General features: G+C 64.9%; 16 protein-coding genes. 4 read left to right on the top strand and 12 right to left on the bottom strand.

The annotated features are described in order from the left end of the window. Positions 1-18 precede the first annotated feature (18 nt). Positions 19-1,404 (top strand): MATE family efflux transporter, encoded by a 1,386-nt coding sequence (locus tag X268_RS02090; RefSeq protein WP_128923393.1) that lies wholly within the window; start codon positions 19-21, stop codon positions 1,402-1,404. A 106-nt stretch (positions 1,405-1,510) separates the two neighbouring features. After that, positions 1,511-1,945, top strand: coding sequence for a DUF2147 domain-containing protein (locus X268_RS02085; RefSeq protein ID WP_128923392.1), 435 nt, complete (start codon positions 1,511-1,513; stop codon positions 1,943-1,945). A 7-nt stretch (positions 1,946-1,952) separates the two neighbouring features. Here the strand turns inward: X268_RS02085 and X268_RS02080 are convergent, their stop codons facing one another. Further along, positions 1,953-3,098 (bottom strand): DUF3095 domain-containing protein, encoded by a 1,146-nt coding sequence (locus X268_RS02080; protein WP_128923391.1) that lies wholly within the window; start codon positions 3,096-3,098, stop codon positions 1,953-1,955. A gap of 225 nt (positions 3,099-3,323) precedes the next feature. Here X268_RS02080 and X268_RS02070 point away from each other — a divergent pair, with 225 nt between their 5' ends. Beyond that, complete coding sequence (locus X268_RS02070; protein WP_128923390.1) at positions 3,324-3,722, top strand: hypothetical protein; 399 nt, start codon at positions 3,324-3,326, stop codon at positions 3,720-3,722. A gap of 4 nt (positions 3,723-3,726) precedes the next feature. Here the strand turns inward: X268_RS02070 and X268_RS02065 are convergent, their stop codons facing one another. The 5 genes from X268_RS02065 to X268_RS02045 form a co-directional block, all read right to left on the bottom strand. Next, positions 3,727-3,936, bottom strand: coding sequence for a hypothetical protein (locus X268_RS02065; RefSeq protein WP_128923389.1), 210 nt, complete (start codon positions 3,934-3,936; stop codon positions 3,727-3,729). A 126-nt stretch (positions 3,937-4,062) separates the two neighbouring features. After that, positions 4,063-4,788 (bottom strand): SDR family NAD(P)-dependent oxidoreductase, encoded by a 726-nt coding sequence (locus X268_RS02060; protein ID WP_128923388.1) that lies wholly within the window; start codon positions 4,786-4,788, stop codon positions 4,063-4,065. Next, the gene (locus X268_RS02055) at positions 4,781-6,163 is read right to left on the bottom strand and encodes a class I adenylate-forming enzyme family protein (protein ID WP_164937476.1); all 1,383 of its coding nucleotides are present in this window, start codon (positions 6,161-6,163) and stop codon (positions 4,781-4,783) included. Before X268_RS02055 ends, X268_RS02060 begins: the two co-directional genes overlap by 8 nt. Continuing rightward, positions 6,150-6,395: an acyl carrier protein gene (locus X268_RS02050; RefSeq protein WP_128923386.1), complete on the bottom strand. Its 246-nt coding sequence runs from the start codon at positions 6,393-6,395 to the stop codon at positions 6,150-6,152. Before X268_RS02050 ends, X268_RS02055 begins: the two co-directional genes overlap by 14 nt. 140 nt (positions 6,396-6,535) lie before the next feature. Continuing rightward, positions 6,536-8,350 carry a long-chain-acyl-CoA synthetase gene (locus tag X268_RS02045; RefSeq protein ID WP_128923385.1) on the bottom strand — a complete coding sequence of 605 codons (1,815 nt, stop codon included), beginning with the start codon at positions 8,348-8,350 and terminating at the stop codon, positions 6,536-6,538. Positions 8,351-8,531: 181 nt separating this feature from the next. Here X268_RS02045 and X268_RS02040 point away from each other — a divergent pair, with 181 nt between their 5' ends. Beyond that, positions 8,532-9,512 (top strand): Bug family tripartite tricarboxylate transporter substrate binding protein, encoded by a 981-nt coding sequence (locus tag X268_RS02040; protein ID WP_128923384.1) that lies wholly within the window; start codon positions 8,532-8,534, stop codon positions 9,510-9,512. Positions 9,513-9,674: 162 nt separating this feature from the next. Here the strand turns inward: X268_RS02040 and X268_RS02035 are convergent, their stop codons facing one another. The 6 genes from X268_RS02035 to X268_RS02010 form a co-directional block, all read right to left on the bottom strand. Beyond that, the gene (locus X268_RS02035) at positions 9,675-9,944 is read right to left on the bottom strand and encodes a DUF3551 domain-containing protein (protein WP_128929115.1); all 270 of its coding nucleotides are present in this window, start codon (positions 9,942-9,944) and stop codon (positions 9,675-9,677) included. 33 nt (positions 9,945-9,977) lie between these two features. Beyond that, on the bottom strand, positions 9,978-10,259 hold the full coding sequence (locus X268_RS02030) for a DUF3551 domain-containing protein (protein WP_128923383.1): 282 nt from the start codon (positions 10,257-10,259) through the stop codon (positions 9,978-9,980). A 123-nt stretch (positions 10,260-10,382) separates the two neighbouring features. Next, the gene (gene htpG, locus X268_RS02025) at positions 10,383-12,260 is read right to left on the bottom strand and encodes a molecular chaperone HtpG (protein ID WP_128923382.1); all 1,878 of its coding nucleotides are present in this window, start codon (positions 12,258-12,260) and stop codon (positions 10,383-10,385) included. A 123-nt stretch (positions 12,261-12,383) separates the two neighbouring features. Beyond that, entirely contained in the window at positions 12,384-12,806 is a 423-nt protein-coding gene (locus X268_RS02020; protein WP_128923381.1) for a hypothetical protein, read from the bottom strand. 263 nt (positions 12,807-13,069) lie between these two features. Then, complete coding sequence (locus X268_RS02015; RefSeq protein WP_128923380.1) at positions 13,070-13,684, bottom strand: nuclear transport factor 2 family protein; 615 nt, start codon at positions 13,682-13,684, stop codon at positions 13,070-13,072. 133 nt (positions 13,685-13,817) lie between these two features. Further along, entirely contained in the window at positions 13,818-14,624 is an 807-nt protein-coding gene (locus X268_RS02010) for a response regulator (RefSeq protein ID WP_128923379.1), read from the bottom strand. Positions 14,625-14,821: the final 197 nt, after the last annotated feature.

Here is a 14,821-nt window from a genome sequence, read left to right as displayed (position 1 = left end):
TATTCCGCCCGGTGACAGATGACGATCGACGCTCCCGTAGACGCTGCCCCGCCGGTTGCGCCGGTCGCCTCCCCAATCGCCAGCCTCCTGACCGCGCCGATCCTGCCGACGCTGCTCCGGCTCGCGATCCCCAACATGATCGCGATGGTCGGCAGCACGCTGGTTGCGGTGGCCGAGACGTCCTATATCGGCCGGCTCGGCACCATCCCGCTCGCCGCGATCGCGCTGGTGTTTCCGTTCGCAATGCTGACGCAGATGATGAGTGCGGGCGCGATGGGCGGCGGGGTCTCCTCTGCCATCAGCCGCGCGCTCGGCGCAGGGGATCGCGACCGCGCCGCGACGCTGGCCTTGCATGCCGCCATCATCGGCCTCTGCGGCGGACTGTTCTTCACGGCGATGATGCTCGGCTTCGGCCGCACCTTCTTCACGTTGCTCGGCGGCCGCGAGCGCGTGCTGGAAGAGGCCTGCGGCTACTCGCAAGTGCTGTTCTCCGGCGCCGTCGCGATCTGGCTCGTCAACACCCTGGCCTCGGTGATCCGCGGCACCGGCGACATGCGCCTGCCCTCGATGACACTGATCGGGGCGAGCGTGCTCCAGATCGCGCTCGGCGGCACGCTGGGGCTCGGCCTGTTCGGAGTGCCGCAATTCGGCATGCCGGGCGTCGCCAGCGGCCAGCTGATCGCGTTCAGCTGCGCTGCGGTCTTCTTCCTCTGGTATCTGTTGTCCGGCCGCAGCCGGCTGCAGCTCGACTTCCGCGCATTTCATTTCGAGCGCGCGATGTTCCTGGACATTCTCAGAGTGGGCGCGGTGGCCTGCCTGTCGCCGCTGCAGACCGTGCTCACGATTTTGATCTTCACCAAGATCCTGGCGACCTTCGGCACCGAAATGCTGGCAGGCTATGGCATCGGCTCGCGGCTGGAATTCTTGCTGATCCCGATCACCTTCGCCTTCGGCATCGCCTCGGTGCCGATGGTCGGCATGGCGATGGGCGCTGGACATGTGAGGCGGGCGCGGCGTGTCGCCTGGACCGCAGCTGCGGCCTCCGGCCTCACGGTCGGGCTGATCGGCCTCGTCGTCGCACTCGCTCCGTCGCTGTGGGTCGGGCTCTTTACGGGCGATCCCGGCGTCACCGCCGCCGCGCACAGCTATTTCCATTGGGCCGGGCCGGCCTTCGTGTTCTTCGGCATAGGCGTGTCGCTCTACTTCTCCTCGCAAGGCGCGGCGCGCGTCGGCGGGCCCGTGCTGGCCTCCACCGCGCGTCTTCTGATCGTCGCGATCGGCGGCATCGGTCTGATGACGGCGCAGGCGCCGGCCTGGACGTTGTTCGCGCTGGTCGGCGGCGCTATGGTCGTGTTCGGCCTGTCGACTGCGGCGTCGGTTGCCCTCGCGCGCTGGGGCAAATGAGCGCAGCCGGATCAGCGTAGGCGAAAACGCAGGAATGTGATTCCAGCCAGCGTTGCACTATCCTGTCGGGCTGCTATGGAGGCGCTCCATTTTCGGGGCCTCTTTCATGACTTCCAGATTCGCATCTCTCATCCTCCTCCTTGCCGCGCTGCTTGGTACATCTGCCGCTCGTGCGCAGAACATCGACGGGACGTGGCTGACCCAGGCGGGTGATGCGCGCGTCAAGATCACCAAATGCGGCAGCGGCATCTGCGGTGTCGTCGCCTGGCTGCGCGAGCCCTACGACACCGCAACCGGCCAGCCCGCCACCGACAGCAAGAATCCCAATCCCGCACTCGCCAAGCGTCCGATCATTGGTTTACCGCTGTTCAGCGGCATGCCACCGGCGGGGCCGAACAAATGGTCCGGCCAGATCTACAATGCCGATGACGGCAGCACCTATGCCAGCAGCGTCACCGTGACGGGAGCAGATTCGCTGCGGGTCGAAGGCTGCGTCGGCGCACTTTGCGGTGGCGAGACCTGGACGCGCGCGGGGCGGTGAGCAGCTCTCACACCATCATCGCCTTTAGCGCCGTCGCCGCCGAGGCGTAGCCGCCCCGTGCGCCGTCGATGAAGTGCACGTGATCGCTGCGCAGGACCGACGGGGTGAAGCAGGTCATCATGGCGGCGTCCTGGCGATGGAGGCCGTAGCGCACGGTGCCCTCGCGCGCGGCGGCCGCAAGGCGATCGCTGAGCGTGCGTTCGAGCTGCGGCGTACAGTCGAGGATCATGCGCAGGCCGTCGTCATATTTTCGGAAGTCCGAATTCTCGACGACCTGACGCCGGTAGATGTTGGGCACGAAGCCGCCGACCTTGAGGTCGAAACGCATGACCAGATAGACGAACAAGGTGTAGGCCAGCACGGTCGCGCGGCGCGCGAGTAGCGACTTGCCGCGCCGGGTGCGGGCCTCGTAGTCCAGCCCCTGCGGCGGCCATTTCAAGGGCGGCCCCTGCGACGGCACCGGGCGCGCACCGTCAGGGCTGCGCTCGACGAGATCAATGATGTCCTCGATCACCTTGCGAAAGAGCTGCGGATCGGCGCCGCGTGCAGGCATCACCAGCACCGACAGGATCAACCCACGTGAGGCCGGAATCACCTCGAAGCGGCAGGACAGGCCGGACAGATCGGGCTGCGTGCCGGCTGGCGCCTCGGCGACCGCAAACTCGCCGCGCTTCATTGCGGCGTCGGCCCAGGCGAGCCCGCCGCCCGAGAACATCGCGTAGGACAGGTTCGCCGACGGCCCGAAGCGCGCAACGCGCACGTCGAGACCCTGCGCGCGGATGGCGCTCACCGGCACCAGCGCGACCCGCATCGTCAGGTCGAGATCTTCCCGCACCCAGGTCGCGGTCGCGGCCAGCGCCTCGCGGGCGGCATCGAGGTCGGAAGGTGCCACCGCGAAGCTGGCGCCGTCGCCGCCGAACACGAAGGGGAATTCGCGGCCCTCCAATGCGTTCGTCACCGCCGCGATCACGGCCGCACCGGCCATGTTGACCGCCTTGTAGCGCTGCGCGGCGATCGCCTTGGTGGAATCGACGATATCGGCAACGCCGATGTTCCAATCGTCCGGGAGCGGAGCATAGAGCGCAGGATCCATCAGGCTGGTGAAGCCGCGGAACACTGGAATGTCGCCATAGAAGGATTCGCCTGACGTCATCGGGAATGCCGGATAGTTGGAATGCGAGACAAATACGTGGCAGGATCGATCCGGGTTTGCCGGCCGGCGGCCGCTTTCGATCTTTGGCCGAAACGGGCCAGGACAACAAGGTGCGGCGACAACAGGATCCGGCCGCGCTGCAATGCCGCAGCGGGTCATTGATCGGCATCAAACGACCAGCCTGGAGGTGCGGCTATCGTTGCTGAGCTCCAACGCTTGCATGGGATGATCGAGGTGTCCGACTTCGGAAACAAGGACTCCACCTCTCCGGTTCGGCGGCGCACGGGCATCGACCCGATCAGCGCCGTGAAGCTGCCCGAACGACTGACCGAAGCCGTCGATGCTTGGGCCGAGGCTCATCGCCTGACCCGCGCGGATGCCATCTGCAAGCTGATCGAGCTGGGCCTCAAGATCGCGCCGCCGGTGCTCTCCTCCGAGCATCCGATCGCCTCGGACCCCACCAGGATCGAGGAGATCGCAGTCCACGAGATCGAGGCGCTGCTCGATCCGGCCCTGCCGGCGGACGAACGCGAACGCCGCATCCGCCGCCTCACTGAGGGACCGCCTGAATTCTCACATCAACGAATTGACCTGCCGAAGGACGCGCCGAAGCACCGGACGTGAGCTGCTAATGCAGCTTCGCGTCCTGACGCTTGCGCAAGGTGTCGAGCGATGCATCGTGGCAGCCGACCAGGCGCACGAATTGCTGGGGGTACATTTCATGGCCGTGACTGCCCGAATTCTGGTGCGTCATCGGCAGGCAACGGATGTCGTCCGGCTTCGCGCGGGATTGCTCGGTCCGGCCCCGAGTTGAAGCGGTCATGTTTGGCATGGCCATGGACTGCTCCCTGTCAATTAGGGCAGATCGATTGACGTAACCCAATCGATTGCGGGGCATCTTACGACCAAATCCGGCGGAATGTCATTGTGCCCGATCAACGCAATCGTAGCGGCCGGGTTCCGCCTATGCGGTATTCCCGGCGTCGATCGTGAACACGGCCCCGGTGACGTTGCGGCCGCCTTCCCCCAGCAGATATTCCACCATGCGCGCGACGTCGTCGGTCTCCGGCAGGCGGCGCAGCGCGCTGCGCCCGGCGATGCGCTTGCGCCCCTCGTCGGACAGATTGTGCGTCAGCTCGGTGTCGATGAAGCCCGGCGCGATTGCGTTCACGGTGATGCCGACCTTGCCGACCTCGCGCGCCAGCGAGCGGGTGAAGCCGGCGGCAGCGGCCTTGGTCGCACCATAGACGGACAGGCCGTTATAACCGGTCGTGGCGATAATCGAGGACATGTTGATGATGCGGCCGGCGCCGTCCGCCATCATCTGCCGCGCCACATATTTGGTAAGGATGATCGGCGACAGCACGTTGAGTTGCACCAGCGCCTCGATCTCGGAATTATGCATGGTGGCGAGCAGGCCTTCGGTGCCGAGGCCGGCATTGTTGACGAGGCCGTAGACCGGGCCGAACTCGTCGCGCACGAGCTTTGCGAAAGCCGGGATCGCGTCGATCACGGCGAGATCGCAGGAACGGAAATGCAGCCGCCCGCCCGCCTCGGTAATTGCCGCCTTGAGCTCGTCGCTCTCGCGCCGCGCCGCCGCGATCACGTTATAGCCGGCACCGACCAGGCGTCTGCCGATCGCAAGACCGATGCCGCGGCTGCCGCCGGTGACGAGAACGTTCCTATGCATCGGTGCGCGCCAGTTTTCCGGCCGGGGTGACATCGAGCGCCTCGACGAAGCGGATCACCGCCGGCACCTTGTGGGGGGCAAGCTGCGCGCGGCACCGGTCCAGGATCTGGTCGCGGATCTCTTTCGCGCGCGCCGGGTCGGTCCCGTCGGCGAGGATCACATCGGCGACCACGATGCCGCCGGTGATCGGGCTCTTGCGCGACTTGGCCCGCGACATCCGCACGTCGGGATGGCGGTTGATCACCGCCTCGATCTCTTCGGGGTGAACCTTCAGCCCGCCGATATTGATGATGCCGCCGCGGCGGCCGACGAAATAGTAGCGCTCGCCGCGCAGCTCGACGATGTCGCCGCTGTCGACGAATCCGTCCGCATCGGTGAGCGGCGCGGCGCTGCGGCCGACATAGGCATGCGCAGTGCGCGTCGAGCGGATCCGCAGCGAGCCGTCGACCACCTTCATCTCGACGCCGTCGCGATTGCCGAGATAGTCGGCCGGAAAGCCTTCCAGCCCGTCATTCACCGCAAAGCCGACACCGGCTTCGGTCGAGGCATAGGCATGACCGACGGAGGAATTGGGGAATGCGGCCTTCAACCCGTCCAGCACTGCCTGGTCGGCGATTTCACCGGAAAGGCGGACGTAAGACGGCGCGAATTGCGCGGCCGAACCGCTCATCAGAAGCTTGCGCCAGTGCGAAGGCGTGCCGGAGATATGCGAGACACCACGCGCCTTCAGCCGCGCGACGTGATCGCCGAGTGCCTCATGCGGATCCGACAACACCATCGAGCCGCCGGAGAGAACGGCACGAAGGAAGATCTGCAGGCCGCCATAGCGGCGGATATCGTAGAACGTCGCCCAAACCGGCGCAGGTCCGCGCGCGGGGCCTTCGGCGACGATGGCACCGGTCAGCGCCTCCAGCGTATGGCCAACGATCTTCGGCACGCCCGACGTGCCCGAGGTCAGCATCAGCCATTCCGTGGCGCGTTCGGTCTGGGCCGGCACAGTGGGTTGAAGCGGCAATTGTGCAGTGACGACGAGCGATACGCCCGAATTGACCCAGCGATCGGGCTCGTCGGTGACGACGGCATCGATCCCGGCATCCGCGATCAGCGCGTCGAGATGTGCCGGGTTGAGATCGGGCGGGCAGAGCAGCATGCGACGCGCGATGCCGTCGAGCTCGATCATGGCAAGGCCCGACCGGAGCTGGTCGGACAATTTGAGCAGCACCGAGCGGCCCGACAATCCGCGCAGGCGGCCGCCGAGGACCGTCTGCGACAGGATGTCGGTCAACGACACGACCTCATGCGCATCGGAGATCGTGCGGCCCTTCAGCTCCGCGCCGAGATGGTCGCGGAGCGCAAAGATCTCACGCGGGGACATTTTCGTAGGCCCGCACGAAATCACCCACCGTGGCGGGGAACGCTGCGTCCTCGGAAATGGTGAAGGGGTCGACGCCGGTCTCATCCTCGAGGCGCGCGACCAGAATGGCGAAGGCGAGCGAATCGAAGCCCGTCTCGTGCAGCGACAGATCGTCCGAGAGTTCGGGAAGCGTGACGTTTTGCTCCTTGGCGATCTGCCGGATCGCCTCAATGACCTTAGACCTTACCGACATGGCTGGCTCGCTTTGTTATCGTTGGTGTTGCGGCGGCTCTTGCTGGCCGCCTCCCATGGGCGTTTGCTTACCCGACAGAAGTAAATGTCTTCTTGGACAATTCAGATAAAATTGGAGCTATCTGCGGATTTTGGCGGGACCTACAGCCGGATCGAGCCGTCCAGGATGCGTGCATGAACCTCGGCGTCGAGCGGGAGATAGGCCCCGGATCTCAAGTCCGCCATGAACAGCGGATCGGAAATCGTGGCGGGATCGAAGCCTTCCCGCGACAGATCGCCCTTCTTCTGCTTGAACGTCTCGGTCGCCTGGAGCTCGCGCGAAACGCGGACGAAGACGGGATGTGCATAGGCCGGCAGGGGCTGCGCGGGATGTGCGGGCAGCGCCGTAATGTCGAACCCCTCGTTGACGACGATGGCGCTCATGCCGGCGCGGCCGTCGGTGCCGGGGATGCTGACGCCGTAGGTGGTGGCGTCGACCACGCCGGTGAAATCGCGCATCGCGTCGTTCACCTCCGAAGTCGCGACGTTCTCGCCCTTCCAGCGGAACGTGTCGCCGATGCGGTCGACGAAATGGAAGAATCCCTTTTCGTCGATCCGCATCAAATCGCCGGTGCGGAACCAGGCATCACCCTTGGCGAACACATCGCGGAGAATCTTCTTCTCGGTCTCGCCGGCGTCGGTGTAGCCCTCGAAGCGGCCGCCGCCTTCATCGGCAGTGCCGATGCGGCCGATGGCTTCGCCGGCCTCGCCGCGGGCGCAGGCGACGCAAAACCCCTCTTCGTTGCGCAGCGGCGCGCCGCTGTCGGGGTCGAGCCTGACGAGATTGGCGGGGGAGCGATGCGCGAGCAGTGGTGGGATGCGGCCGATCGCGCCCGGCTGGCCCTCGACGTTGAACAGCGAGAAATTGCCTTCCGTCGCCGCATAGAATTCGAGGATACGGGGAATGGCGAACCGGGCCTGAAAGTCTTCCCAGATATCGCCGCGCAGGCCGTTGCCGCAGACGAGGCGGAGACGATGGCGGTTCTCGTATTCCGACGGCGCCGCCTTGAGCAGATAACGGCAGAGCTCGCCGATATATTGAAACAGCGTGCAGTCGTGACGAACAATGTCGGACCAGAAATGCGAGGCCGAGAACTTCTCTGCGATCACCACCGAGCCGCCGGCAGCGAGCATGCTGCAGGGCGCGACGATGCCGCCGACGGAGTGGAACAGCGGCAGGCAATCATAGAGCCGGTCCTGCGGACCTGCGCCGGTCAGACCGGCGAACCAAAAACCCCAATTGAGAATGCGCCGGTGACTGATGCTGGCGGCCTTCGGCAGACCTGTCGTGCCCGAGGTGTAGATCAGCAGCGCACGATCGGCGATGCTGACCTCGCCGTGCTCCTCCGGCGACAGGAGCCCATCGTCCAGCGCCGCAAGCGCGACATCGATGGCGCGATCACTGCGGGAATCGCCATGCGTCCATACCTTGGCCTCTGTCTTCAGATGCGGCGCTGCGCCCTTCAGCGTCCCCATCAACTCGTGGGCGACGATGATATGCGTGGGCTTGGCGACGTCGATGCAATGCGCGAGCGAGGGCCCGACCAGCTTGGTGTTGAGCAGCGCGACCACGCCGCCGACCCGGCTGATCCCGAGCCAGGCCGCGACGTAGTCGACGCCGTTCGGCATGATCAGCGCGACAGTCTCGCCCTTGGCCAGGCCGACCGAGCGCGCCCAGCGCGCGTAGCGATTGATGCGCTTCGACAGACCCGCGTAATCGAGGCTTGTGTCATCCGCAAGCAGCGCGAGGCGGTCCGGCTGGCGCTGCGCCCAATCGTCGACGACGTCGGCGAACAGGCGACCCGGCAGAGCCTCGATCCGCGCGGTGAGCTCGATGGCCTTCAGCCAGATCTTCGAAGCCGAAGGCGTGCGCAGGGCTTTCGGTCGCTCGATGACGCCGGTGGTCATATTGTTCACTCTTTCGGGCCGCTCGCAGGTTTCCAGCAATATAGTCCGCGCGCCCTGCCCAGTTGTTAAGAGGCAAGGTAAAACTCCGTTAGTGCGCGATTAACTCTAGCCATCCTTTACCAAGCCGAGGGGATCGGCGTGCGCGGCTGCACAATTCTTGCGATAGCAGAGCGAGAACGGGATGCAGACCATGATCACCAGACGACATTTTCTCCAGACTGCCGCCGGTGCCGCAGCCGCGCTCGCGGCGCCGCGCGCTTTTGCGCTCGGCAACCCCTCCTATCCCTCGCACAGCGTGAAATGGGTGGTGCCATACGCACCAGGTGGCGCAACCGACGTGCTGTCGCGGCTGCTGTGCCAGCGGCTGTCCGACCGGCTCGGCCAGACCTTCGTCGTCGAGAACAAGCCTGGTGCCGGCAGCAACATCGGGACGCAGGCAGTCATCACCTCGGCACCCGACGGCTACACGCTGCTGCTGACCTCGACTGCGAATGCGATCAACGCCTCGTTCGATCCGGCGTTGCCCTATGATTTCGCCCAGGGCATCGCGCCCGTCGCGGGAGTCGCGCGGATTCCGCTGGTGCTGGTCGTCAACAACGATCTGCCGGTGAAGACCGTCGCCGACTTCATCGCCTACGCCAGGGCCAATCCCGGCAGGATATCGATCGCCTCCTCAGGCATCGGCACCTCGCTGCACCTCTCGGGCGAATTGTTCAAGTCGATGGCCGGTGTGCAGTTCACCCACGTCCCCTATCGCGGTTCGGCGCCGGGCTTGACCGATGTGATGAGCGGGCAGATTCAGGGCATGTTCGACAACGTCACCTCGTCCTTCGAGCTGGTGCGCGCCGGCAAGCTGCGCGCCCTCGGCGTCACCACGCGCGAGCGCTCCGAGATCCTGCCCGACGTGCCTTCAATCGCCGACACGCTGCCCGGCTACGAGACGAGCTCGTTCTACGGCGTCGGCGCCCCGCGCGACACACCGCGCGAGATCGTCGATCTGCTCAATCGCGAGATCGACGCTGCGCTGTCCGATTCCGTGATCAAGGCCCGCATCGCCGAGCTCGGCGCCATCCCGCTGCATGGCAACGCCAGTGAGTTCGGCGGCATGCTGGCGGCCGAGACCGAGCGCTGGCGCAAGGTGGTCGAGCTGTCCGGGGTCAGGAAGGAATAGCCATTGAAAGCACTAAAGCATGATCCGGAAAAGTGCGAAGCGGTTTTCCGGAAAGATCATGCGCAAACAACAACCTAAAGCGCGATGACGATTCATCTAAATCTCATCGCGCTTTAGTCTTGCGAGCATCCGCTCGCCAGCGGTAGCAGCAATCGTCTGGCGTTAGCCGCCACGCCTGTGGCGAAACTGCTGCGGCGGCGGATTGAGCGGGTAGTACGGATTGAGATCGCAGATTGCGGAGCGACCCGAAGCGGTGGCGCGGCACTGCGGTAACGAGGTGAAGGAGCAGTCGTACCACTCACCGCCTCCCCCGTTCGCACCTGAATAAACATGCATGCAGACGGGGTATCGGGGATCAAAGGTCTGCGCCTGCAACGGCTCTGCCGTGAGCAGTGCGGCTGCGGTCAAGACCAGGCCGAACGAGAAGCGCATCAACACTATTCCGGTCTGCAGCATCGCGGATCGCTATTGCACCTTCTTGTGGCGCCGGCGCTGCTGCGGTGGCTGGTCGAAGGCGTAGTAGGGGTTGAGGTCGCAGCTGGCCGAGCGACCCGATGCGGTCGCGCGGCACTGCGGCAGTGAGGTGAAGGAGCAGTCGAAATAGTCCCCGCCGCCCCCGCCGAAGCCGCCGCCGGGCGTGTAAACGTGCATGCACACCGGGTAACGCGGATCATAGGTCTGGGCGCTGGCATCTGCCGCGACCAGCAGCGTGGTAATCGCGGTGAGGGTCAAGATCGACAAGCGCATGGACGTAATCCTCGAATCGACGGCGTCGGCTGGTGCCGACGGCCTGCTATGGCATAACACCAGGCCGGAGGCGACTGTTCCCAGGGACAGATGACGGCAAGGTGAGAGCGGTGCACTGCGGCGCTATACGCCGAGGCCCTGCAACACCAGCCGGTTCAGCCTCGCCGCAAACGCAGCCGGGTCCTCTGGCAGCTCGCCGTCGAGGATTTGCGCCTGCTCGAGCAGGAGCAGGCTGAGATCATCGACCGCCGTCGAACCGGCTTGCGCCTTGGTGATCGCAGTCACGAGCGGATGGCGCAAATTGATCTCGAGGATCGGCTTTGTGCGCATGCCGCGGGTCTGCTGCGACAGGATGCGCTCGAGCTCGCGGCTCGGGCCCTGGCTGTCGGCGACGAGGCAGGAGGCCGAGCTGGTGAGCCGCGTCGAGGCCTTGACGTCGCTGACGCGCTCCCCGAGCGCGGCCTTGATCACGGCGATGGTGGCGGCTTCATCGGCGGGCGGCGCCTCCTTCTTCGCCTCGTCGGCCTCGTCGACGCGCGGGATCAGGTCGAGATTGAGATCGCCCTGGCTCAGCGATTTCAACGGCTTTCCCTCGAACTCCGAGGGCATCGAGGTCCAGAAGGCGTCGACGGGATCGGACAGCAGCAGCACCTCGATGCCGCGCGCGGTTGCCGCCTCGAGCCGCGGATTGGATTTCAGCCGCTCGATGCTGTCGCCGACGAGATAGTAGATCTCGGTCTGGTTCGGCTTGAAATCGGCAATGACCTGCTTCAGCGAACGCTTCTCGCCCGACGTCGTGGTGAAACGCGACAGCGCCAGCAGCTTTTCGCGCCGCTCGAAATCCTCGTAAATGCCTTCCTTGAGCACCGCACCGAACGCGTCCCAGATCTTGGCAAAGTTCTCCGCATCCTTGTCGGCGAGGCTTTCGAGCTCCGACACGACCCGGGTCGCCACCGCTTTGCGGATCTGCGCCAGCTGCGGATTGTTCTGCAGCATCTCGCGGGAGATGTTGAGCGGGAGATCCTCGCTGTCGACGACGCCGCGGATGAAGCGCAGGTACCCCGGCAACAGATCGGCATCATCGGTGATGAAGACGCGCCGGACGTAGAGCTTCACGCGCCCCTTGCGGTTCGGCTCGAACAGGTCGAACGGCTTGGTCGAGGGCGCGAACAGCAGCACGGCGTAGGAGTAGCGTCCTTCGGCACGGTAGTGCAGCGTCATCGCGGGATCGTCGAAGGCCGACGCGATCTGCTGATAGGCCTTCTTGTAATCGTCCGCGGTCAGCTCGGATTTCGAGCGCTGCCACAGCGCACTCGCCGAATTGATCTGGCGCGGCTCGCCTTCTTCCGGCACGAGCTCGATGGGGAACAGGATGTTGTCGGAATAGGCGCCGACGATACGCTCGATCTCGTAGGTCTCGAGATATTTCTTGGCATCGTCCTTCAGGTGCAGGACGATCTCGGTGCCGCGCTTGACGCGCGCGGCTTCCTCGTCACTGGCACGGGCGATCTCGAAGCCGGAGCCGCCGGAGGACGTCCAGGTCCAGACATCGCTCTCGCCGGCGCGGCGGCTGATCACGGTGATCTTCTCGGCGACCATGAAGGCGGAATAGAAGCCGACGCCGAACTGGCCGATCAGGCCGAGGCCGTCCTTGGCCTCCTTCAGCTTCGACACGAACGCCTTGGTGCCGGAGCGGGCGATGGTGCCGAGATGGTCGATCAGCTCCTGCCGCTCCATGCCGATACCGTTGTCGGCGATGGTGAGCGTATTGGCCTTCTTGTTCGGGATGATCCGGATCTTGAGCGCATCGCCGTCGCCCAGCAGGGCCGGGCTGGCGATCGCCTCGTAGCGCAGCTTGTCGCAGGCGTCGGAGGCATTGGAGACGAGCTCGCGCAGGAAAATATCGGTCTCGGAATAGACGGAGTGCACCATGAGGTGCAGAAGCTCGGAAACCTCGGCCTGGAAGGGCTGCGTATGCACAGCCGTGTCTGACGTCGTCATGCGTTTACCCGGTCAAAACGAAAGGGAAGAAACCCGGGATATAGCGCGAGGGGACAGGGGATCAAGTGGACGTGAACGATCGCCCTCCCGGCGGGAGGACGATTTGTCCGGTTCTTCGGCGAATCAGGTCACGCAGCGGCCGGGCTGGAGCAGCTTGGCGACCTCGGTGAGGGAGCTGACCATCGGCTCGCAGGCGATCGTCGGCTTGTCGCGAACCTTCTTCTGGTTCTGGAGCAGTGCCGGCGGCTTGGCGTTGCCGGTCTCGATCACCGCGGGGACCCGCAGCAGCACCGAGGTATCGGCGAGGTCGTTCAGCCGCATCGAGACGGTCCGAGTGGGAACCGCAGCCGGCTTGATCTCGGCAAGGCGGTCGGCCTTGCCGGCACGATTGACGTCATGGCTGGACAGGGAGTTCGAACTGTAGGTGGGCACATCGACAACCGCCTGCCAGCGGTCAGCCAGGTCATGGCCTGAGGCCAATTGCACCGCCCCGAGCGTTGCCGCAATCGCAATGGCGCCTAAAAAAACCTTTTGAATCTGTGACATGGCTGTCGATCCCTCGCCCCATGGCAATCACGGGAACAACGCAGGGCGAGGACCGGGGGTTCTTGGCCGTTACGATCACTTAACCGTGTGCGACAAATGCAGCAGGGCGCAAAATATTTCGCAACGCGTGGAACGACTCGCGCAGCCGGGAGTCGTCTCAGCAGCCGGCTATTCCCCCCTGCCCCATAAGCCGGCGACGTAGGGCGCGACTGTGGTGATGCCAGTCGCGCCTTACTTTTGTCTGGGGATCACTTTGGTCCGGATTATTTGGCTTTTCCCGTGAGCCACTCCCGCCCCTCGCCATAGAGCTTCTCGACCTCGGGCCCGATCAGGCCGGGCATGTCGCGCTTGACCTTGTAGCCGATCAGCTCCTGCATGTAGGCGAGATGGCGATAGCCTTCGGGCAGCGCGGCCAGCGCTTTCTGGTCGAGCTGAAGCGTCGCGGCGGGATCGACCGGATCGATCCGGTCCTTCTCGTAGATCGGCTGACGGCGGACGATGCCCCATGTGCCAATTCCTGATTGGTCCTGCCGCTTCTCCAGGAAATCGTAGAACCGTCCGGTGCAGACGACGTCGCAGAGCACGTCATGCACCAGGGCCCGCTGCGAGATCGTCATCTTGGTCTGCGCAATGGCCCGCTCGCCGGCGAGATCGATGCTGGTGCCGCCGAGGAAATGCAGGATGCGAACGCCCTTGGCGAACCCCTCCTGGCTGACGCGCATGAAATCCCGCGCCGGCCCCTGAAACCAGGTCGCGGACATCCAGCCCTCCTCGTGCCAGACCGTGGCAAAGCGCTCCCAGTCACCGGCATCGCGCCACACCGCCCAGTTCTCGACGAGGTCGCGGATGGCGAGACGATCGAGGAGTTGCTGGTCCATGGGCTCATCTCCGATTGGCATCAAGGAGGAGGTATGGGCGGCGAATTCGATATCCGTCAAGCGCGGCGAGCGAGCATGAAAAATCCGGCGTGCCTTGCAGCACGCCGGATTCGATCTTTTCGCGAACGAGGTCTTACGCCGCCGGCGCCTTCGGCGCGCGGTTACGCGAGTTGCGTTGGAAGAACAGGGCCTGGCTCGCCACCGCCGACACCATCGCGGGCTGGAACGGTTTTGAGATCAGGAACGCCGGCTCGGGCCGCTCGCCGGTGAGGAAGCGCTCGGGATAGGCGGTGATGAACACCACCGGCACCTCGAAGGTGCGCAGCAGTTCGTTGACCGCGTCCAGGCCCGACGAGCCGTCGGCGAGCTGGATGTCGGCAAGGATCAGGCCGGGCCGCTTGTTCTTGGCCAGCGCCACCGCATCGGCATGGGTGCGGGCGACGCCGACGACGTTATGGCCGAGATTCTTCACCAGGCTTTCGAGGTCCATGGCAATGAAGGTCTCGTCCTCGATGATCAGCACATCGGTCGCGATCTCGGCCGCCATCTCGCGGCCCGCGGCATCTGCAAGCCGCCGCGTCTCGCCGACATCGGTGCCGAGGATGTAGCTGACTTCCTCTTCCGAAAATCCCTCCAGCGAGAGCAGCAGGAAGGCCTGCCGCGGCAGCGGCGTGATGTTCGAGAGCCGACGCTCAGGCGGCATCGGCAAAGTCGTCACCTCGGAATCGTCGTTGACGGAGACCGAATTCCAGATCTGGGTGAACAGCCGGAACAGCCCGGCGCGCGGCCCATGGCTCTCGTCGAGCACCGCCGGATCTCCCAACATGGCTTCCAACATGGCTGCGACATAGGCGTCACCGGAGGCCTGGCTGCCCGTCAGGGCGCGTGCGTACCGGCGCAACAACGGCAAGTGTTCAGCAACAAGCTGTGAACGGGACATCCCCACTCCATTCGTATTCGGGCCGGCCTCAGCGAAACAGGAACAACGAGGGGAGGCCGGGGTTCCCCTGCTGGGCTGACTACGCCTCAGGACAAGAAAAGTTCCGCGAGAGGGGGAACTTTTCCTCGAACCTGGAATTGTGCCTATCCAGGGAACGGCTCCCGGTTGAGAAAACTTCTCGAATTTACAGTTACTTA

Source organism: Bradyrhizobium guangxiense, assembly GCF_004114915.1.
In the GTDB taxonomy this organism is placed as follows: Bacteria; Pseudomonadota; Alphaproteobacteria; order Rhizobiales; family Xanthobacteraceae; genus Bradyrhizobium; species Bradyrhizobium guangxiense.
This window is presented reverse-complemented; position numbering and strand designations above follow the sequence as displayed.